General features: G+C 41.8%; 22 protein-coding genes and 2 tRNA genes. 4 read left to right on the forward strand and 20 right to left on the reverse strand.

The genetic code is table 11. The annotated features are described in order from the left end of the window. Window positions 1–2: 2 nt before the first annotated feature. The 7 genes from ACWU4D_RS17680 to ACWU4D_RS17710 form a co-directional block, all read right to left on the reverse strand. Window positions 3–76: transfer RNA gene (locus ACWU4D_RS17680), tRNA-Arg, on the reverse strand. Window positions 77–113: 37 nt separating this feature from the next. Next, window positions 114–206 (reverse strand) — tRNA-Ser (locus ACWU4D_RS17685). A 181-nt stretch (window positions 207–387) separates the two neighbouring features. After that, a complete protein-coding gene (gene csrA / locus ACWU4D_RS17690; RefSeq protein ID WP_456052778.1) occupies window positions 388–585 on the reverse strand; it encodes a carbon storage regulator CsrA in 198 nt (65 codons plus the stop codon). Window positions 586–1,005: 420 nt separating this feature from the next. Next, window positions 1,006–3,588 (reverse strand): alanine--tRNA ligase, encoded by a 2,583-nt coding sequence (alaS, locus tag ACWU4D_RS17695; RefSeq protein WP_456052779.1) that lies wholly within the window; start codon window positions 3,586–3,588, stop codon window positions 1,006–1,008. A gap of 138 nt (window positions 3,589–3,726) precedes the next feature. Next, window positions 3,727–4,182, reverse strand: coding sequence for a recombination regulator RecX (gene recX, locus ACWU4D_RS17700; RefSeq protein WP_456052780.1), 456 nt, complete (start codon window positions 4,180–4,182; stop codon window positions 3,727–3,729). A 69-nt stretch (window positions 4,183–4,251) separates the two neighbouring features. Further along, window positions 4,252–5,298 carry a recombinase RecA gene (gene recA / locus ACWU4D_RS17705; protein WP_456052781.1) on the reverse strand — a complete coding sequence of 349 codons (1,047 nt, stop codon included), beginning with the start codon at window positions 5,296–5,298 and terminating at the stop codon, window positions 4,252–4,254. A 113-nt stretch (window positions 5,299–5,411) separates the two neighbouring features. After that, window positions 5,412–5,906 (reverse strand): CinA family protein, encoded by a 495-nt coding sequence (locus ACWU4D_RS17710; protein WP_456052782.1) that lies wholly within the window; start codon window positions 5,904–5,906, stop codon window positions 5,412–5,414. Window positions 5,907–6,015: 109 nt separating this feature from the next. Between ACWU4D_RS17710 and mutS the strand changes: the two genes are divergently transcribed. Then, window positions 6,016–8,562 (forward strand): DNA mismatch repair protein MutS, encoded by a 2,547-nt coding sequence (mutS, locus tag ACWU4D_RS17715; RefSeq protein WP_456052872.1) that lies wholly within the window; start codon window positions 6,016–6,018, stop codon window positions 8,560–8,562. Window positions 8,563–8,631: 69 nt separating this feature from the next. Here mutS and rpoS read toward each other — a convergent pair whose 3' ends face one another. The 11 genes from rpoS to folB all read right to left on the reverse strand — a co-directional run bounded on the left by rpoS (window position 8,632) and on the right by folB (window position 16,447). Next, window positions 8,632–9,618: an RNA polymerase sigma factor RpoS gene (gene rpoS, locus ACWU4D_RS17720; RefSeq protein ID WP_456052783.1), complete on the reverse strand. Its 987-nt coding sequence runs from the start codon at window positions 9,616–9,618 to the stop codon at window positions 8,632–8,634. Window positions 9,619–9,692: 74 nt separating this feature from the next. Further along, the gene (locus ACWU4D_RS17725; protein WP_456052784.1) at window positions 9,693–10,727 is read right to left on the reverse strand and encodes a peptidoglycan DD-metalloendopeptidase family protein; all 1,035 of its coding nucleotides are present in this window, start codon (window positions 10,725–10,727) and stop codon (window positions 9,693–9,695) included. Then, window positions 10,727–11,353: a protein-L-isoaspartate(D-aspartate) O-methyltransferase gene (locus tag ACWU4D_RS17730; protein WP_456052785.1), complete on the reverse strand. Its 627-nt coding sequence runs from the start codon at window positions 11,351–11,353 to the stop codon at window positions 10,727–10,729. The genes ACWU4D_RS17725 and ACWU4D_RS17730 overlap by 1 nt, the downstream gene beginning before the upstream one ends. A 6-nt stretch (window positions 11,354–11,359) precedes the next feature. Beyond that, window positions 11,360–12,100, reverse strand: coding sequence for a 5'/3'-nucleotidase SurE (gene surE / locus ACWU4D_RS17735; protein WP_456052786.1), 741 nt, complete (start codon window positions 12,098–12,100; stop codon window positions 11,360–11,362). Beyond that, on the reverse strand, window positions 12,097–13,146 hold the full coding sequence (truD, locus tag ACWU4D_RS17740; protein ID WP_456052787.1) for a tRNA pseudouridine(13) synthase TruD: 1,050 nt from the start codon (window positions 13,144–13,146) through the stop codon (window positions 12,097–12,099). The genes surE and truD overlap by 4 nt, the downstream gene beginning before the upstream one ends. 27 nt (window positions 13,147–13,173) lie before the next feature. After that, on the reverse strand, window positions 13,174–13,650 hold the full coding sequence (gene ispF, locus ACWU4D_RS17745) for a 2-C-methyl-D-erythritol 2,4-cyclodiphosphate synthase (RefSeq protein ID WP_456052788.1): 477 nt from the start codon (window positions 13,648–13,650) through the stop codon (window positions 13,174–13,176). A 1-nt stretch (window position 13,651) separates the two neighbouring features. Further along, window positions 13,652–14,365: a 2-C-methyl-D-erythritol 4-phosphate cytidylyltransferase gene (gene ispD, locus ACWU4D_RS17750; RefSeq protein ID WP_456052789.1), complete on the reverse strand. Its 714-nt coding sequence runs from the start codon at window positions 14,363–14,365 to the stop codon at window positions 13,652–13,654. After that, on the reverse strand, window positions 14,358–14,648 hold the full coding sequence (ftsB, locus tag ACWU4D_RS17755) for a cell division protein FtsB (protein ID WP_456052790.1): 291 nt from the start codon (window positions 14,646–14,648) through the stop codon (window positions 14,358–14,360). The genes ispD and ftsB overlap by 8 nt, the downstream gene beginning before the upstream one ends. A 141-nt stretch (window positions 14,649–14,789) precedes the next feature. Beyond that, window positions 14,790–15,590, reverse strand: a complete 801-nt coding sequence (locus ACWU4D_RS17760) for an undecaprenyl-diphosphate phosphatase (protein ID WP_456052792.1) — start codon at window positions 15,588–15,590, stop codon at window positions 14,790–14,792. Window positions 15,591–15,608: 18 nt separating this feature from the next. Further along, entirely contained in the window at window positions 15,609–16,097 is a 489-nt protein-coding gene (gene folK / locus ACWU4D_RS17765; RefSeq protein WP_456052793.1) for a 2-amino-4-hydroxy-6-hydroxymethyldihydropteridine diphosphokinase, read from the reverse strand. Then, window positions 16,094–16,447 carry a bifunctional dihydroneopterin aldolase/7,8-dihydroneopterin epimerase gene (gene folB / locus ACWU4D_RS17770; protein ID WP_456052794.1) on the reverse strand — a complete coding sequence of 118 codons (354 nt, stop codon included), beginning with the start codon at window positions 16,445–16,447 and terminating at the stop codon, window positions 16,094–16,096. Before folB ends, folK begins: the two co-directional genes overlap by 4 nt. A gap of 282 nt (window positions 16,448–16,729) precedes the next feature. Here folB and plsY point away from each other — a divergent pair, with 282 nt between their 5' ends. Further along, window positions 16,730–17,326: a glycerol-3-phosphate 1-O-acyltransferase PlsY gene (gene plsY, locus ACWU4D_RS17775; RefSeq protein WP_456052795.1), complete on the forward strand. Its 597-nt coding sequence runs from the start codon at window positions 16,730–16,732 to the stop codon at window positions 17,324–17,326. 55 nt (window positions 17,327–17,381) lie between these two features. After that, window positions 17,382–18,029 (forward strand): cell wall hydrolase, encoded by a 648-nt coding sequence (locus ACWU4D_RS17780; RefSeq protein ID WP_456052796.1) that lies wholly within the window; start codon window positions 17,382–17,384, stop codon window positions 18,027–18,029. 22 nt (window positions 18,030–18,051) lie between these two features. Here ACWU4D_RS17780 and ACWU4D_RS17785 read toward each other — a convergent pair whose 3' ends face one another. Both ACWU4D_RS17785 and tsaD read right to left on the reverse strand, forming a co-directional pair. After that, entirely contained in the window at window positions 18,052–18,867 is an 816-nt protein-coding gene (locus ACWU4D_RS17785) for an alpha/beta fold hydrolase (RefSeq protein WP_456052797.1), read from the reverse strand. Window positions 18,868–18,869: 2 nt separating this feature from the next. Next, entirely contained in the window at window positions 18,870–19,901 is a 1,032-nt protein-coding gene (gene tsaD, locus ACWU4D_RS17790; protein WP_456052798.1) for a tRNA (adenosine(37)-N6)-threonylcarbamoyltransferase complex transferase subunit TsaD, read from the reverse strand. 253 nt (window positions 19,902–20,154) lie between these two features. On the opposite strand from tsaD, the gene rpsU reads away from it, so the two are divergent. Next, a complete protein-coding gene (gene rpsU / locus ACWU4D_RS17795) occupies window positions 20,155–20,370 on the forward strand; it encodes a 30S ribosomal protein S21 (protein ID WP_456052799.1) in 216 nt (71 codons plus the stop codon). The last annotated feature ends 5 nt before the right edge of the window (window positions 20,371–20,375 follow it).

The raw sequence follows: 20,375 nt of genomic DNA on the forward strand, positions 1-20,375 counted from the left end.
GGCGCGTCCTGGAGGATTCGAACCTCCGACCGCCTGGTTCGTAGCCAGGTACTCTATCCAGCTGAGCTAAGGACGCACTTTGTCTATCATGCTAAAGATAAACTCGCAAGAAATGGCGGTGAGGGAGGGATTCGAACCCTCGATGCGGCTACAAACCACATACTCCCTTAGCAGGGGAGCGCCTTCGGCCTCTCGGCCACCTCACCATCTTGCGGAGGCACATATTACGATTTACCAAAAATATGTCAAACACTTTCTTGGTAAATAAGAGAAAAAAGATAACTAACCGTTGGCTATTTAATCAAACTGCTTGGATAAGCAACTTTTGTGGGCGGTATAAATTTCAACCATATAAAAAGACTAGCGATTTCGCTAGTCTAAATTACATCAATATCCGTTAGGGTTTGGTGTGCCACTACCCTTTTCTTGCTGTATTCGCATATAAATCTCTTCACGATGAACAGAAACATCTTTAGGTGCGTTTACACCAATGCGAACTTGGTTTCCCTTTACACCAAGAACTGTAACGGTTACTTCATCACCTATCATCAGCGTTTCGCCAACACGGCGAGTCAAAATTAGCATTATTGGCTCCTTGAGTATTCTCTATATTGCCTGTAATTAAGCTATCACTACGTATTTTATTGGCCAACAGCATAGCTATTAGCGTAAATTTCTTTGCACATATTTAATCATTAAATAGTACTTTCATCGTTAGAAGCTTAGTCAACATGATGAAAATTCGCTAGTTTTAGTTCTTCAATATGCGAATTAGCACCTAGATAGATAGAGGGTGCTAAAATTGTTCGTTACTATTACGGATTTTCAATTCTAACTCCAGAAAAAAACATTACATTGATGAGGATATAGACATAAACACTAAGTTTTGTGTTTAGGATCACCTTCTTACCTCAGGAAACGATTTATCTGAATTTAGAATCATAAATAAAGAGCCTAATTATTCTTCATTAGATAAATTTAGGCTCATTAGTTATTTTGCCGACATTATAAACGAGCTTCGATCCACTCCGAAACTGAATTCAAGGCATTAGGAAGAGCATCAACATCACTTCCCCCTGCTTGAGCCATATCTGGACGCCCACCACCTTTACCGCCAACTTGCACGGCGACGCTATTCACAAGATCTCCTGCTTTTATTTTTGCAGTAAGATCTTTTGTAACGCCAGCAATCAAGCCAACTTTACCATCGGAAGCGTTTCCAAGCATGATGATGCCACTACCAATTTGGTTCTTCAACTCATCAACCATACCACGCAGCGCTTTATTTTCAGCGCCATCCAGTTGAGCGATCAGAACTTTGACACCTTTGATTTCTTTAACTTGATCGATAAGGTTAGCACTGGCTTGAGAAGCAAGCTTATCTTTTAACTGTTGAATCTCTTTTTCAAGCTGTTTAGCTTTCAATGCTGAATCATTCAATTTGACTTCGTAAGCATTGGCTTGTGATTCAATAAGATCGAGAGCGGCATCACCGGTAACTGCTTCAATTCGGCGAATACCCGCAGCAATACCACCTTCGGATACAATTTTAAACAAACCAATATCACCTGTTTGCTTAGCATGAATACCACCACACAATTCTGTTGAGAAGTCTCCCATTGAAAGTACTCGAACTTGGCTATCGTATTTTTCACCGAATAATGCCATTGCTCCTTTTTCTTTCGCAGACTCTAGATCCATAATTTCAGTATCTACAGAGTCGTTATTACGAATTTGAGCATTCACAAGCCGTTCAATCTCTTTTAGTTCGCTCGCTTTTACCGCTTCTAAATGAGAAAAATCGAAACGCAGCCCTTCGGGTTTAACAAGCGAACCTTTCTGAGAAACATGCTCTCCCAATACGCGGCGTAATGCAGCGTGCATCAAGTGAGTAGCTGAGTGGTTTAAAGCACTAGATAGGCGGCGTTCTTCATCGACAGATGTCATAACTTCGTCATCCTGAGCAAAAACGCCTTCTACAACTTCACCATAATGGACAACTGCTTGTCCTAGTTTTTGGGTATCTTCAACATTGAAGAGGCCAGATTTGGATCTTATGACCCCACTCTCACCACTTTGACCACCAGATTCTGCATAAAATGGCGTTTCATTCAGAATAACCATTGCTTTAGTACCCGCCGAAAGAGATTGTACTGCTTCACCTTCGACAAATATCTCTACAATTTGACTTTGACCTTGAGTTGAGGTGTACCCACAAAACTCACTTGTCGCATCACTCTTAACCTGCGCATTATAGTCGGTGCCAAACTGCCCAGCTTCACGAGCACGATTGCGTTGAACGTCCATCGCTTTTTCAAAGCCAGTTTCATCAATACTAAAGCCACGTTCACGAGCGACATCATTGGTTAAATCTGCTGGGAAGCCATAGGTATCATAAAGCTTAAATACAGTTTCACCGTCGAGCACTTTTCCTTCAACTTGGTTTAAGGCGTCATTAAGTATCGCCATACCTCGCTCTAACGTACGACTAAAGTTTTCTTCTTCAATACGTAGAATTTTTTCAACGATTGCTTGCTGATTTTTAAGTTCAACACCAGCACTGCCCATAATTTCCGCTAATGGACCAACTAGTTTATGGAAGAAAGTATCTTGTGCTCCCAGTTTATTGCCATGACGGACAGCACGACGAATAATGCGGCGTAAGACATAACCACGCCCTTCATTGGAAGGCATGACTCCATCAACAATTAAGTAAGCACACGAACGAATATGATCTGCGACCACTCGTAACGATTGATTCGTAAGATCTTGATGGCCTGTGATTGTCGCCGTTTCTTTGATTAACGATTGGAAAACGTCAATTTCGTAGTTCGAGTGTACCCCTTGCATAATGGCAGAAATACGCTCTATACCCATTCCCGTATCGACAGATGGTTTTGGCAATGGCTCCATTGTGCCATCTGCATGACGGTTAAATTGCATGAAAACATTGTTCCAAATTTCAATAAAACGATCACCATCTTCTTCTGGTGATCCCGGAGGCCCACCCCAAATATGTTCACCGTGATCGTAGAAAATTTCAGAACATGGACCACACGGACCAGTATCGCCCATCTGCCAGAAGTTATCTGATTCGTAAGCTTTGCCGCCTTTTTTATCGCCGATACGTATAATTCGCTCCGCGGGCACACCCATTTTTTCATTCCAAATGGCGAAAGCTTCATCATCAGTTTGATATACCGTTACCAACAAACGCTCTTTTGGTAATTGAAGTACTTCGGTTAGAAATTCCCACGCAAACTTAATCGCCTCTTCTTTGAAGTAATCACCAAAACTAAAGTTACCTAACATTTCAAAGAAAGTATGGTGACGCGCTGTGAAGCCTACGTTTTCTAGGTCATTGTGTTTACCGCCCGCTCGAACACAACGTTGTGATGTTACTGCTCGAGTATAACTACGTTTTTCTAAACCGAGAAAGCAGTCTTTAAATTGATTCATCCCTGCATTAGTAAATAGCAAAGTTGGGTCATCTGCGGGAACTAATGACGAACTATCAACAATTTGGTGTCCTTTTGATTCAAAGAACGAGAGGAACGATCGGCGTACCTCATCAGTGCTCATAAACATGTGCTTTTCCTGGAATGATCGAGTTATATTTTTGCCATATTGTAAAGCAAGGATAACTGTTCGACTAGTGTTCTTATAGAAAAGGGGTTGTTGAAGAGGTATAGATAGGGTTATCAGGGAAATAGATCTTATGTTACCTTAATCACCACTTAATGCGTACTTAATTTGATCAAATGAAAACCCTCTGTATTGCAAATATCGAATAAGCTTAGCTTTCTCTTTTTGATCTAATTGGAGACGGTTTGCTGTCTTTTTTTCTGCCGCTTGTTTGGCAAGTTCGAACCAATCGTGCTGACACTCTTGAAGTACCTGATCAATAATATCGTTATCAATTTTTTTCTGTTTTAGCTCTTGGCGAATCCGCAGTAACCCGTGACATCGATTAATATGTTGTCGCAAAACACTCTCAGCGAAACTTACATCATCGAGATAACCTAAGCCATCGCAGTAATCGATTGTTTCATCGATCTCGTTAAGCTCGTACCCCTTAATTTTTAGTTTACCCGCTAATTCTTGACGGCCATGATCTCTGCGACTCAACAACCTCAGTGCGCTTTCTTTACAAGATAAGGTGTTAGTATAGAAACGAGTCATGAGTTCTCCAAAATAATTAGCCCCGCATAAGCGAGGCTAATTTTAATCACTTAGAAACGAAACTTTAAATTAAAAGTCTTGTTCTGCTTCGATATCCTTTGCGACAGGTTCTTCTTCAACAATTGCATTCGCATTTAAAAGTGAATCGCGTAACGTACGGTCAATAATATCAAACGCTTCTTTATTTTCACGTAAGTACTTACAAGCATTTGCCTTTCCTTGGCCAATTTTATCGCCATTATAGCTATACCAAGCACCTGCTTTTTCAATTAATTTATTCTTAACTCCAAGGTCTACCAACTCACCTTCACGGTTAAAGCCTTGGCCATAAAGTATTTGGGTATGAGCTTCTTTAAACGGCGCAGCAATTTTGTTTTTTACCACTTTAATTCGAGTTTCATTACCAACCACTTCATCGCCATCTTTAATTGCACCTGTGCGGCGAATGTCGAGACGAACTGAAGCATAAAACTTAAGTGCATTACCACCTGTTGTTGTTTCAGGGTTACCAAACATCACACCAATTTTCATTCGAATCTGGTTGATGAAGATACACATACAATTTGATTGCTTTAAGTTACCCGTTAATTTACGCATCGCTTGAGACAACATACGAGCCTGAAGCCCCATATGACTATCGCCCATTTCACCTTCAATTTCAGCTTTCGGAGTTAAGGCAGCAACGGAATCGACTACAAGTACATCAATAGCGCCAGAGCGAGCTAGAGCATCACAAATTTCTAACGCTTGTTCACCAGTGTCTGGTTGAGAAACAAGTAACGCATCGATATCAACGCCTAGCTTTCTTGCATAAATTGGATCAAGTGCGTGCTCTGCATCAATAAAGGCACATGTTTTACCTTGACGTTGTGCCGCAGCAATTGTTTCGAGAGTTAGCGTTGTTTTACCAGAAGCCTCTGGACCATAAATCTCAACAATACGTCCCATAGGCAAACCGCCTGCCCCTAACGCAATATCAAGCGCAAGTGATCCTGTTGAGATTGTTTCTACGTCCATGGTGGTATTATCACCAAGACGCATAATTGAGCCTTTACCAAATTGCTTTTCAATCTGCCCTAGAGCAGCAGCGAGTGCTTTTTGCTTATTTTGGTCCATTACATTCTCCAAACTGGCACTCTTAACTTATGAAGGGGAAAACTTGAGTGCTATTAATATTTTCTAAGTATAAATTCATTATACTGTGGATTCATACAGTGTCTAGTGTAAATTTACTTTTCTTCGCTAATACAGTAATCATGCAATGTTGTTAACGCTTGTTGAACCGCTTGTAGCCTAACTTGAGCTCTATCTCCAGAAAAGTAATGCGTTTCTACTCTGCTCCAGCCCCATTTCGATTGCCAAGCAAAACAAACAGTACCCACTGGTTTATCTTCACTACCACCTCCAGGCCCAGCAATACCACTAACCGACACCGCAATAGATGCATTTGAGCGAAGCAAAGCCCCACTAGCCATTTCGATAACAGTATTTTCACTTACTGCTCCAAACTCATCAAGCGTATCTTGATTTACTCCCAGCATCTCTATTTTCGCCTCATTACTGTATGTAATAAAAGCTCGGTCAAACCATTGAGAACTTCCCGCGACCTCAGTTATTTCAGATGCGATGCCACCACCAGTACACGATTCGGCCGTGGTTAACACCCAACCATTTTGCAATAAAAGGTGACCAAGGTTCTCACTAAGATTTTCATCTAATTCCATGCTTATTCCTTTTAGAACTCTTTAAGCTCACGCTTGATTAACGTATCCTAAGCCGCAATGAAAACAAACGAAAGATGTTACCGTGAAAGACGCCAATAATCATACCCCCATGATGCAGCAATATTTAAAACTCAAAGCTGAAAATCCCGATATATTGCTCTTTTATCGTATGGGTGACTTCTACGAACTGTTTTACGAAGATGCAAAACGCGCATCGCAGTTAATGGATATATCGCTAACTAAGCGAGGTTCGTCGGCGGGTGAGCCCATTCCGATGGCTGGTATTCCTTATCACGCAGCAGAAGGTTACCTTGCAAAGCTTGTTCAACTTGGTGAATCAGTTGCTATCTGCGAGCAAATTGGTAACCCGGCAACAAGCAAAGGACCAGTCGAACGTAAAGTCGTGCGGATTATTACCCCCGGTACCGTGACTGACGAAGCATTACTACCTGAGCGTTTCGACAATTTAATCGCTGCAATTTATCAACATAATGAGATGTTTGGATATTCAACTCTCGACGTAACCAGCGGACGTTTTCAATTAAGCGAACTAAAAAATGAAGAGGCAATGTTGGCTGAGCTCCAACGAACTTCACCTCGAGAATTGCTATACCCAGAAAATTTTACTGCAATCGATTTGATCGAATCTTGCAAAGGCGCACGCCGCCGTCCGATATGGGAATTTGAAATTGGTACAGCTCGACAACAATTAACTCAACAGTTCGGCACTAAAGATTTAGTCGGTTTCGGTATTGAATCGGCCGAATTAGGCTTATGTGCAGCGGGATGCTTGATTCAATATGTTAAAGATACACAGCGAACGACATTACCTCATATTCGAGCGCTAACATTTAACCGTCAAGACGATAATGTCATTCTCGATGCGGCGACTCGGCGTAACCTAGAGCTCACGACAAACTTATCAGGCGGCAGCGACAACACACTTGCTGATGTTTTGGATCGAAGTGCAACCGCTATGGGGAGCCGAATGTTAAAGCGTTGGATACATCAACCAACCTGCGATCACGATACGATAAATCAGCGTTTAGATGTTATTAGCGAAATATTACAGCACAGTGCCTTTCTAGAGCTGCAACCAATACTTAAGCAAATCGGGGATATTGAAAGAATCATTGCCCGTTTGGCGATCAGAAGTGCACGTCCAAGAGATTTAGCTCGATTACGCCTTGCACTTCAACAACTCCCTGAATTATCCACATCATTGTCGATTTTTTCGAGTATTCAATTAAAAGAAATCGCTGCCTCATGCCAACCAATGGATGAACTTTGTGGTTTACTCGAATCAGCCATCATTGAAAATCCACCTGTTATTATTCGCGATGGTGGCGTTATCGCTCCCTGCTACGACGAAAAATTGGATGAATGGCGTGATCTCGCCAATGGGGCAACAGAGTATTTAGAACGCTTAGAAGCGGATGAGCGCGAACGCCATGATATTGATACATTAAAAGTCGGCTACAACAATGTTCATGGCTTTTACATCCAGGTAAGCCGAGGCCAAAGCCATTTGGTCCCTTCTCATTATATCCGTCGTCAAACCTTAAAGAATGCCGAGCGTTATATAATTCCTGAGCTTAAAGAACATGAAGATAAAGTTCTGAATTCTAAATCAAAAGCTTTAGCAATTGAAAAACAGCTATGGGACGAACTGTTTGATAAGTTACTCCCTCAGTTGGAGAGCTTACAGTGCTTGTCTAATGCAGTCGCTGAATTAGATGTACTACAAAACTTGGCCGAACGTGCTGACACGTTAAATTATTGCCGTCCGACTATGGACAAGCTGCCTGGTATCGATATCACACAAGGTCGTCACCCCGTAGTAGAGCACGTAATGAAAGACCCGTTCATCGCCAACCCTGTTTTGCTCAATACTAAACGCAAAATGCTAATCATTACTGGTCCTAACATGGGAGGAAAATCCACCTATATGCGCCAAACGGCATTGATTGCGTTAATGGCTCATATCGGAAGTTATGTACCAGCACAGACGGCGACTATCGGGACATTGGATCGCATATTTACTCGAATTGGAGCCTCTGATGATCTCGCTTCTGGCCGTTCTACTTTTATGGTCGAAATGACCGAGACCGCCAATATACTCCACAATGCAACTAACCGAAGTTTGGTGTTAATGGATGAAATTGGCCGTGGAACCAGTACTTATGATGGTCTGTCTCTAGCGTGGGCAAGTGCTGAATGGTTAGCTAAAAAAATCAATTCGTTGACGTTGTTTGCTACGCACTATTTCGAACTAACTGAATTACCAAATCTAATTCCTAACCTTTCCAATGTTCACCTTGATGCGGTTGAGCATGGTGACAATATTGCGTTTATGCATTCCGTGCAGGAAGGAGCTGCCAGTAAATCTTACGGCCTTGCTGTTGCAGCGCTCGCAGGAGTGCCCAAAAACGTCATAAAAAATGCGAGAAATAAATTAACTCAGTTGGAAAAAAACCATATTTCGACTCAACCTCACGCAAAAAGCGCAAGCCAAGATCATGATCATCGAGAAGATCAGCTAAGCTTGATCCCTGAACTGAGCGACGTTGAGAAGCAACTAAGTAATATTAACCCTGATGATCTTACGCCAAAACAGGCGCTCGATATGCTGTATCTATTAAAAAAACAGTTATAGCTGTGGATATAAAGTAAAGGATCAAAAAAGGCGCTGAATCAGCGCCTTTTATATAAAACAAGTTAACCATTAATGATCGTTAGCAAAATCAAACAACGATTCCATGCTCAGACCTTGTTTAAGTAAAATATCTCTTAAACGACGCAGTCCTTCAACTTGAATTTGACGAACACGTTCGCGGGTAAGACTAATCTCACGACCAACATCTTCAAGTGTTGATGGTTCGTAGCCTAAAAGACCAAAACGACGAGCAAGAACTTCTTTCTGCTTTGGATTAAGTTCATCAAGCCAATCAACTAATGATTTCTTAATGTTGTTATCTTCTAGTGCATACTCAGGATTGTAGTTATTCGAATCAGGGATAATATCAACAAGTGATTTATCACCTTCACCACCGATAGGAATATCGACTGAGCTAATACGCTCGTTTAGCTTTAACATCTTGCTAACATCATCGACAGGCTTATCTAATTCAAATGCAATATCTTCAGCGGTAGGCTCATGATCTAGTTTTTGTGATAATTCACGAGCAGTTCGGAGATAAATATTAAGCTCTTTAACTACATGGATAGGTAAGCGAATTGTGCGGGTTTGGTTCATCAATGCACGTTCGATAGTTTGACGAATCCACCAAGTAGCGTAGGTAGAAAAACGGAAGCCACGCTCAGGATCAAACTTCTCTACCGCGCGGATCAAACCTAGGTTACCTTCTTCAATAAGGTCGAGTAACGCTAAGCCTCGATTTGAATAGCGACGTGAAATCTTCACAACTAAACGCAAGTTACTTTCAATCATGCGCTTACGTGCTGCTTCATCACCTCTAAGGGCTCGACGAGCGTACAAGATTTCTTCTTCGGCAGTTAATAATGGAGAAAAACCGATTTCACTCAAGTAGATCTGAGTTGCATCTAGGCTTTTAGTTGAAGTATCAACATCCTCACGAACGGCAGTTTGTTGTTCTTCTGTATGTGAATCAACAGACTCGAGCCCCGCTTGATTTTCTTCGATATCAAACGAAAATTGCTCGACTTTAGTGACTGAATTGCTTTTACTCATATAGCCTCCCCCGGCGAGTTAGCAAGACATTACAACTTAATATGTCGTTATGGCTTATTATTTGTTTCGTGACGTTATTTCAAGTATCGAATTGGATTCATCGATTTTCCTTGATAACGAATTTCAAAATGTAATCTAACACTGCTGGTTCCTGTGCTGCCCATTGTGGCAATCTTTTGTCCTGCAGTTATATTTTGACCTTCTTTCACGAGTAACCTGTCATTGTGTGCGTAAGCACTTAAATAATTATCGTTATGTTTAATGATGACTAAATTACCGTACCCTCTGAGTGCATCGCCTGAATAAACAACAGACCCATCGGCGGTAGCAACAATGGCTTGACCTCGCTGACCAGCAATATCAATTCCTTTGTTTCCTTGATCACCAGTGGAAAATTTAGCTATTACCCTCCCTTTTGTCGGCCAAAGCCAATCTTTGACCTCATTGTTATTTCTTATTTTTGATTGCCTGTCTCGAAAGTTGGAATCTTTATTATTATTAACAGTTTCCTGACTTTCAAAACTACCATACCTTTTTATTTGTTTAGATTCAATACTATTAACTGGATCTTTTTTAACCACATCACTTTTATTTGCTGATATGTTTGAATTCCGCTCATTTTTAGAATTTTTTAATGCGTTCTCTGTTAATGGTTTTCTTTGGGAAACAGCTGATCCAACAACCGATGTAGCCTCTGAAGCCTTGCCAACACTGGGTTTACTTGCTGTTTTAATTGATATATTCGATTGGGACCGAGAGCTGCCATTGGATCTCAATTCAGGATTATCTACTGAATAAGATCGTTTTCCGTATTGTGGAGCTTGATAGGATCGACTCCAAAGACTGAGTTTTTGCCCTGGATATATAGTATATGGTGGGGTTAGTGCATTATAAGCAATAAGATCATTAACATTTTTATCGGTGAGGTAAGAGATAAAATAAAGCGTATCGCCTTTTTTGACTTTGTAATAACTCCCTCTATATTCACCGCGCCCGTTATTGGATTGCCCACTAACATCGGATACAGAGGCAGGAATATAACTTGCGCACCCAACAAGAACAGCAAAAGAGATCGCGAAAAAGATCAATCTAAAAAAGTGTTTTCTCATCAAGCTAGATCGCCTGAAACTAAAGGAACAAATCTGACCATCTCAATAATTTCCGTTTCAAATAAATCTCCAACTCTGACAACGCGCATTAATTGTTGTTCATTTTCACCAACGGGAATAACTAACCTACCACCTTCTGCTAACTGTTCTAATAGCGCTTTAGGTATTGTCGCGGCGGCTGCGGTGACGATAATCGCATCGAACGGCGCTTTAGAATGCCATCCCTGCCACCCATCTCCGTGCTTACTGGAAATATTATAAATATCAAGCTTACGTAAACGCCTTTTTGCATCCCATTGCAATGACTTGATTCGTTCTATTGTACAAACATGATCGACCAATTGAGACAATACCGCTGTCTGATAGCCAGAGCCCGTACCCACTTCCAGTACACGGCTTTCGCGTTGCAGCTCTAATAACTGAGTCATCTTCGCAACCGTATATGGCTGCGAAATGGTTTGCCCAGCACCAATGGGTAATGCATTGTTGTCATACGCCTGATGAAACATCGCCTGAGAAACAAAAATCTCTCTCGGTAATGCATGGATCGCATTTAAAACACTTTGATCAGTAATACCATTCCGAACAAGAAATTCGATCAATTTATCTGCTTGTGGATTTGGCATCGACATCTATCCTTTTAACCAATCTTTCATATCGAGTATTGAGTTGTGGGCGGTGAGATCTACCTGCATCGGCGTTAAGGATACATGCCGTTGTTCAACCGCATAAAAATCTGTCCCTTCACCTGCGTCTTGCTCTTTTCCTGGAGGCCCTAGCCAATATATGTCTTGTCCTCGAGGATCTTTTTGCTTAATCATATTTTCAGCGTGATGACGAGCCCCCAAACGTGTCACTGCAATATCACCGAGTTCTTCGTACGGTACATCGGGTATATTAACGTTAATTAAGCGACGAATTTTTACCGGTTGAGCTATATGTCGTTTTACCAACTTACAGGCAACTCTTGCTGCCGACTCGAAGTTTGTTTGCCCAACCAATGAAAATGCCATTGATTGAATTCCAAGAAAATGCCCTTCCATCGCCGCTGCCACCGTGCCTGAATAAAGCACATCATCACCTAAATTTGCACCATGATTTATTCCTGAAAGCACCAAGTCCGGTAATTGATCTTTCAACAATTCATTCAAACCAAAATGAACGCAATCTGTCGGTGTACCTTGTACAGAATACACATTTGGTTCGATCTGCTCGACACGAAGTGCCTGTTCTAAAGTCAATGAATTTGAGGCCGCTGAGCGATTACGATCCGGTGCCACAATAATAACCTCTGCGAATTCACTCAACGCCGCAGCAAGTGTCCTTATTCCTGTCGCATAAACACCATCATCATTACTCAATAAAATTCTCATTGATCAAATACTCGCTCATGAGGTATTTCTTCTACCACTTCACGCAATACTGATGTTGCATACGCTCCAGCAGGAAGTGAAAAACTTACTATAACGACATTTTTATCAACCTGCCATGTCATGTTTTTTGGGAGTAGTCGAATTGGTCTTCGATCATGGCGCATACGATTCCCACGAATTAGAGACATCAAGTCCTCTTCACTATCGAGGTGAGATTGCTCTAACGCCAAACACGCTTCGGTTGTTGGAAGCTCATTATCTCCCGCAAGGGCGGCTGTGATAGAAGCCTCTCCGTTTACGATCGCTTGGTCAAGCTCTGATTGGTTGTCGGCATTTACTGTTAAATGTGAATCCTTTTGCTCAACGATATCACCAGAAACAACATGTTCAAAACAACCTTGGTCAATACGTTCCGATACAATACGATTAAAAATCCACGAGCGCGCAGCCGACAACAACATGCTGCGCTGATTTTGGTTTCGAGACCGTACGTTATCTTTCCCCCAGCGGCGCGCTTCCGTTAAGTTATTGCCATTTCGCCCAAAACGCTGCGTACCATAATAATTCGGAACGCCTGATGTTGTGATTGCCGTTAACCTAGCGATAACAGATTCAATATCGCTCACTTCAGTTAAACGTATTTCAAATGCATTTCCAGCCAAGTCGCCAGCTTTTAGTTTTTTGTTATGTCGTGTTTGTTCTAAGATTTCAACATGAGGATACTGCGTTAGAAAACCGGTAAAATCAGGTGACTCTGATTTTGGTAAATAGACACTAAGCCACTGCTCGGTTACCGCATGACGATCTTTCAAACCAGCCCACCCTATATCACGAGATTTAACCCCGCATACTTTGGCTAATTCATTGGCGACAAAACTGGTATTTTCACCACGCTTACGCACACGAAGCATTAAATGCTCACCAGAGCCAGTAAGATCGAAACCCAATTGTTCGACCACCTTAAAATCCTCCGCCACGACTTTCAGTTTTGCTTTTGCGTTCGGAGCTCCCAATAAATAAGAGAATGAAGAAAGAATATCGCTCATGATGAATGGTTCCAAAATTGAAAAAAATTATACCCGCAATAGAAGCACAACGGCTTCGCTAGCAATACCTTCTTTACGTCCAGTAAAACCAAGACGTTCGGTTGTCGTCGCCTTAACATTGATCTGAGAAATGTCACACTGTAAGTCATTAGCGATTGTCTGACACATCGCATCAATAAAAGGGGCCATCTTAGGTGCTTGCGCAATGATCGTCACATCCGCATTCCCAAGGCGGTAACCTTTCTCCTGAACTCGGCGATACACATCCTTAAGCAATTCTCGGCTATTTGCGCCTTTCCATTTGTCATCGGTATCCGGAAAGTGACGACCAATATCCCCTTCTGCGATCGCACCTAATAATGCATCACACAAGGCATGCAAGGCGACGTCACCATCGGAGTGAGCAAGTAACCCTTGTTCATAAGGAACAGCAACACCACCTATAATTACTGGACCTTCACCACCAAATTTATGTACATCAAAACCATGTCCAATTCTAAACATCTCATTTCCTTGTTCTACTCAGATAGAACTCTGCTAAAGCGAGATCTTCTGGTTGAGTAATTTTTATATTGCTCGCCTTTCCAGCGACGATTAAAGGTGTTTGCCCTATATATTCAAATGCAGATGCTTCATCGGTAACTTTTTCTCCAGAAGTCATTGCGGTTTCAAGTGCTTGTTTTAAAGAGGCGGCTCTAAAAAGTTGAGGAGTTAGAGCATGCCAAAGCTGCTCTCTCTCAACCGTATGCTGAATTAAGCAACCTTTATCACTACGCTTCATCGTATCTCTGACTGGAGACGCTAAAATCGCTCCAACATGATGACCTTGAGCCTGCTCAATAAGCTCTTCAATATCATCAGTATCAAAGCATGGACGAGCGGCATCATGCACCAATGCCCATTCCGCTAGTTGATGCTCTAATGCATAGTTCAAACCATTTAGGACTGAGTCCGCTCGTTCTTTCCCACCATTAACACGTATTACTCGCGGGTCTGTTGCAATGGACAATGCTGAAAAGTATGGGTCTTTGGCACCAAGTGCGATAACCACAGAATTGATGCTTGGAAGGGCAAGAAGTTTATTTACTGTATACTCCAACACCGTTTTATCCAATAAAGGCAAATACTGTTTTGGTCGATCTGCTTGCATCCGACTTCCAACGCCAGCAGCAGGAACGATTGCGACGATAGAATTATGTGGAATCGAAGAACTATTCATCACCAAATTTTTCCTCACCTAAAATTCGATAGAATGTTTCTTCTTCTTTAATCATTCCCAATTCATTTCGAGCACGCTCTTCTATTGCATCTAATCCTTGGCGAAGATCGTCTATCTCAGCGAACATCTCTTGATTCCGCTCGAAAAGCTTGTCATTCACTTGCGTTTGACTGTCTATCTCACTCGATAACGTTTGATAATCTGAGATCCCATTTTTGCCTTGCCATAAGGTATATTGCAGAACAACCAGCAGCAAAAATAAAACCATCGAAAAAATACGCATAATCTTGACACTATATCGTTGTTCAATACCTTTCCTGATGTCATAAAGGAAGGATCAAAATTAAGGAGGAATACGACACCTTGTATCAACGTCGCCGCCGTGTGCGTCAACGTGATACAAGAAACCATGCTAATTTAGTATCTAGAGCAATATATAAGCAAACAAACCAAAACCAAGCAATAAGCGATAAATCACAAATGGCATCATACCCATACGAGAAATGGCTTTAAGGAACAGGTGAATACACAAATAAGCACTAACAAATGAAGTAATTATCCCTGTTACTAAAAAACCGACATGAACAGGCTCACCACTTACCGCTAACTTCAACCCTAAGTAACTTCCTGCTAAAACAATAATTGGAATCGACATTAAGAAAGAGAATCGTGCAGCAGCTTCACGTGTAAAACCAAGATATAACGCAGCGGTAATAGTTGCACCTGAACGAGACGTTCCCGGAATCATAGCAACAGCTTGTGCAATACCGATAACAAGGGCACTTTTCCATGTTCCTTGGTATTCATCTAAATTTTGCTTAGCGGTTTTATCGACGTACCAAAGTAGTAACCCGAAAACAATCGTGGTCGTCGCAATAACAGTGGCGCTTCTGGCATAAACTTCAATGAGATCTTTCGCTAATAGGCCAAATACACAAGCAGGAATCGTCGCTAAAATAATAAGCCATGCCAATTTCGCTTCTTTACTTCGATCACCTTTAAAAATAGAACCAATAAAGGCACTCAATAAACTGACCACTTCTTTGCGGAAGTAAATCACAACCGCGGCAAGTGTTCCGACATGAACAGCAACATCAAACGATAAGCCTTGATCTTCCCAACCAAGAATTGCCGAAGGCAGAATTAAATGAGCAGAGCTCGAAATAGGTAAGAATTCAGTTAAGCCTTGAATTAACGCCAGTATAAACGCTTCAAAATAGTTCATTGTTATTCTCTTTTTATATTAAATTTTAAACCACGGCTTAATCGCCGATAAAATCTCTAAATTATTAAACTCTACCCAGATATCCTTAACCGAACGTCCATCTCCGGGAATAACACGTTCGGGACAAAGCTCATAAAGCGGCTGGATAACAAAAGGGAATTGATAGATATCCTGTCGTGGAACCTTAACCGTTTCGTTACAGATACAATCACCGAATAGAAGGATATCTAAATCTATCGTTCTAGACTGCTTCTTTTGAGCATCTTGCGGTCGACCTAATTGCCATTCTATCTTTCTCAATTCATCAGAAAATTGTTCTAATGTGTGCTTCGTCGTGACTTCTACAACAAGATTAAAAAAGCTATCACCATCAAATCCAAACGCTAGTGATTCATAGATTGTGGACCAACGTGCCGCCGGATCTAAGGCGATCATAGCTCGAATGGCTTTCTCTATATGTTGATGCTTTTCAATATTCGACCCAATACCAACATAAGTAATCGTCACACATTGCCTCGTTCGATCACAACACCAACACCGCTGGCTTGTGCTATAGCATCGGGTTTTGTTAAGCGGATTTTAACCCAAGGAACGTTAAACTTAGTCATGATGATCTCAGCGATCTCTTCAGCGACTCTTTCAACCAATAAAAAACGCCCTTGTTCGATGTGATCAATGACCGTTTGGCTAACAACCGAATAATCCAAAGCATCTTGAACATCATCACTTTTACCTGCGAGACGATTATCATGAGCCATCTCAATATCAAGCACTAATTTTTGTTTAATCTGTTGTTCCCAGTCATACACTCCAATTGTCGTGATGACTGTCAGTTGCTCAATAAATACCTTATCCATAATACCCTTTTTCCAAACAACACATTTCCCACGAGCACCAGTATCACGACGACAGGTCGGATACCCTTATCCTACAATTAAGCGTACTATAATCATTCAAATTGGCTTACTCGACACTTCATAAATATCGCAATTGGATACGTAAACAAAAGCGACAAGATATAATAGTCGAAAAAGAGGTAAAATTGTGAATTCCATTACAATTTATCAGCTAATTTTAGTGAAGAATAGTGACGATAAAGTCATAGTGAGTCATCTCAATAATAGAGAGTCTAGCCTTAGATGTCGCCTTTTATCTTGTTGATTATTGTTGCTTCTTATTTGATCGGTTCGGTATCTAGCGCGGTCTTGATCTCTCGCATCAAACATCTACCAGACCCTCGACAACAAGGTTCAAAAAACCCTGGAGCCACAAATGTTCTCCGACTAGGTGGGAGCCGTATCGCTGCATTCGTACTTTTTTGTGATGTACTAAAAGGTATGATTCCAGTATGGGGCAGCTATTATTTAGGTATCAGCCCTGTACTACTTGGTGTTATTGCCATAGCCGCATGTTTGGGGCATATCTACCCGATATTCTTTAACTTTCAAGGTGGAAAAGGTGTCGCGACCGCCTTAGGTGCCATTGCTCCAATTGGGTTTTCTCTCACTTCTATGATCGTTGCAACTTGGTTAAGTGTTGCCTTTATATTCCGCTATTCATCATTAGCCTCGATCACTAGTGCGATTCTCGCTCCACTTTATACGTGGCTAGTCAATCCTCAATATACCTTGCCTGTCGCAATGCTCTGCTGCTTAATTCTATTTCGCCATCAAGACAACATGAAACGCTTGCTCGCGGGAAACGAACCAAAAATTGGGAAAAGATCCGCTATTTGATCCAAAAGAGATTAGACTTACTGATTAAACGACCACATTCCTTGAGACTGGCACTATGACTTGGTTTTCTATGCTGGCACTTTGTGCTTCGGCAAATGCTTCAATTGATATTGATTGTGATTCTGTTCACCAAACCTATATTCAAGAACTATCACAACTAGAGCTGACCACGACGGACATCGATGCAATCACCCGAACCGCTTACGCCGAAGCCGCCAACCAAGGTTCATTAGGTCTTTCTGGTGTTGTGTTTACGATTTTAAATCGCAAAATCAGTGGCAAGTTTTCAGATTCAATAAAAAGCATTATTAACAGTAATAATCAGTTTGAACCCGTCACTGTAGCCGGTGGTTGGGAAAAATTACCACAGCCAACATTAGAGCAACGTGCTCGTATCGAAACGATAATTGAATTAGCTCAAAGTGGATATATGTCCGATCCTACTCATGCGGCATTGTATTTTCAAAATACCCAGATCGTCGCAAAAAGAGTTGAGGAAGGGTCGGTATCGGGGCACCTTGAACATTTTGGTAATGCCCCAATTTCAGCCAGTATTGCTGATCATACCTTTTATTCGATTATGTGCCTCTCAGAAGCGGAAGAAACGCCTTCAACCTCTAAAAGCTTAACCTCTTTTCCTTTACTGAAAAGCCCTCTGAGCAATGGTGTCAAACAGCTAAGAGGCAGTAACAATTCGAAATAACGCCTCTCTACCGCTTAAAACCTTACCCAAGATTATGAGCAAAGAAAGCATTGAGATGAGACGTCACCTCTGCGCTCGATTCAAGTACACTCATGTGCCCAGTATTCGCAAGTACTTTTAGTTCACTGCCCGTGATCGCATCATTCATTAAGTACGATTCCAACGGTGGGCGTGCTCGATCTTCCGATCCAGATATAATCAATACCGGTAATGCAAATTTCTCAATATCTTCAAAGCGCTCGGGACGAGAATACATTACCTTGCCAACATCAACCCATGAATGGATCTCAAGCTCGGTTGCATTTTTCAACTTATTCTCGAATTCAGCCACATAACCTTCTGACTGTTCTAGTGCATATGTTGAAAAATAGAGTGGAAGCAATGGCGTAATAACCTCATCGGAAATCTGACTCTCTTGCTTCATACGGTGAAACCAATCGTTATATTTGGTGCAATTGACCTCAGGTTCGAAGCCAACAAATGTATTCAGTAAAACCAAACTTTTAACCCGCTGTGGAACCAACATGGTTAGCTCCACGCTCCACATTCCGCCTAGTGACATGCCTGCAAGTGAAAAGTCTTCAATATCCAATGAATCAAGCAATGCTAAAACATGTTTTGCATAGTCGGTTAAGTCGAAACCAGAATAAGGAAGAGGGTCGGATAAACCATGCCCAAAAAAATCGGGAATAATACAGCGGTAAGATTGGCTAAGCTCAGCGACCTGCTCTCGCCACATCTCACAATCCCAAAGATAATCGTGGCCAAATACGATCACGTCTCCCTGACCAATGTCTTGGTAATGCATACTTTGACCATTAACGACAAAAACCGGCATATCTAATCCTTTTGAGCAGAACTTACGGGGCTGAGTTGATCTATTGGCCAGCGAGGAACCGCTTTGACTTCCAAATCATTGGTCTCGTTATTTTTCAATCTCTGCATGCCTGCAAACGCAATCATGGCACCATTATCGGTACAAAATTCAGTTCGAGGATAAAACACCTCTCCTCCAATCTTCTTTGCAAGTTGGCCTAGTGACTCTCGCAATTGAACATTGGCACTCACGCCGCCAGCGATAACGATTCTTTTCATACCTGTTTGTTCTAGGGCGCGACGACACTTAATCACAAGAGTCTCACACACTGCTTCTTGGAATGCATACGCAATATCCGCTCGAGTTTGATCATCGTTATCATTAGAAGCAATCGTGTTTGCAGTGAAGGTTTTTAGACCTGAGAAACTCATATCAAGACCTGGTCGGTCAGTCATCGGGCGTGGAAATTTAAAGCGGCCGGGCGTTCCATTTGTTGCCAATTTAGCGAGTAATGGTCCACCTGGATAATCAAGCCCCATTAATTTCGCCGTTTTATCGAAAGCCTCACCAGCAGCATCATCAACTGACTCGCCAAGAATTGTGTACGCACCAATACCATCGACTTGAACGATCATACTATGACCACCGGAAACCAAAACCGCGACAAACGGAAACTCTGGCGGTGTATCTTCTAACATTGGGGCAAGTAAATGCCCTTCCATATGGTGAACCGCGACAGCAGGAACATTCCATGCGTAGGCCAAACTACGTCCAATGGTCGCACCAACCAATAGTGCCCCAACAAGACCAGGTCCAGCCGTGTAGGCAATACCATCAATATCTTTTTTGGTACAACCGGCTTCCTCTAAAGCAGCATTAATAAGAGGGATAGTTTTTTTTACATGATCACGAGAGGCAAGTTCAGGCACTACCCCACCATAATCTGCGTGCAGTTTTACTTGGCTATATAGCTGATGAGATAACAACCCTTTTTCATCATCATAAATAGCGATTCCAGTCTCGTCACACGAGGTCTCAATACCAATAATGCGCATAATTAATTCGCTACACTTTTCTCATCAGATAGAAATTGGCGACATGTTACCTTGGCTTGTGTCGACAGACAAATTTTGTCTTCGTTAAAATTAGACAAAGTGCTTTACAAAGCCCATTCGTTCAGATTAAAATTCCGCACCATTTTTGATCTAGCTGGTTAAAGGTCCGATACGAGTCAAGCGATACCGTATTTCTCTGTATCTAGACTAGAAGAAACCAGAATTAACGAATAACCCCTGAGGTGAAAGGCATATGCCAATAGTTAAAGTACGTGAAAACGAACCGTTCGACGTTGCATTACGTCGTTTCAAACGCTCTTGCGAAAAAGCAGGAATTCTTTCTGAAGTGCGCAACCGTGAGCACTATGAAAAGCCTACTACAGTTCGTAAACGCGCTAAAGCAGCTGCTCAAAAGCGTCATGCTAAGAAGCTAGCTCGCGAAAACGCTCGTCGCGTTCGCCTGTACTAATAACT

It is taken from the genome of Vibrio phycocola (genome assembly GCF_053850235.1).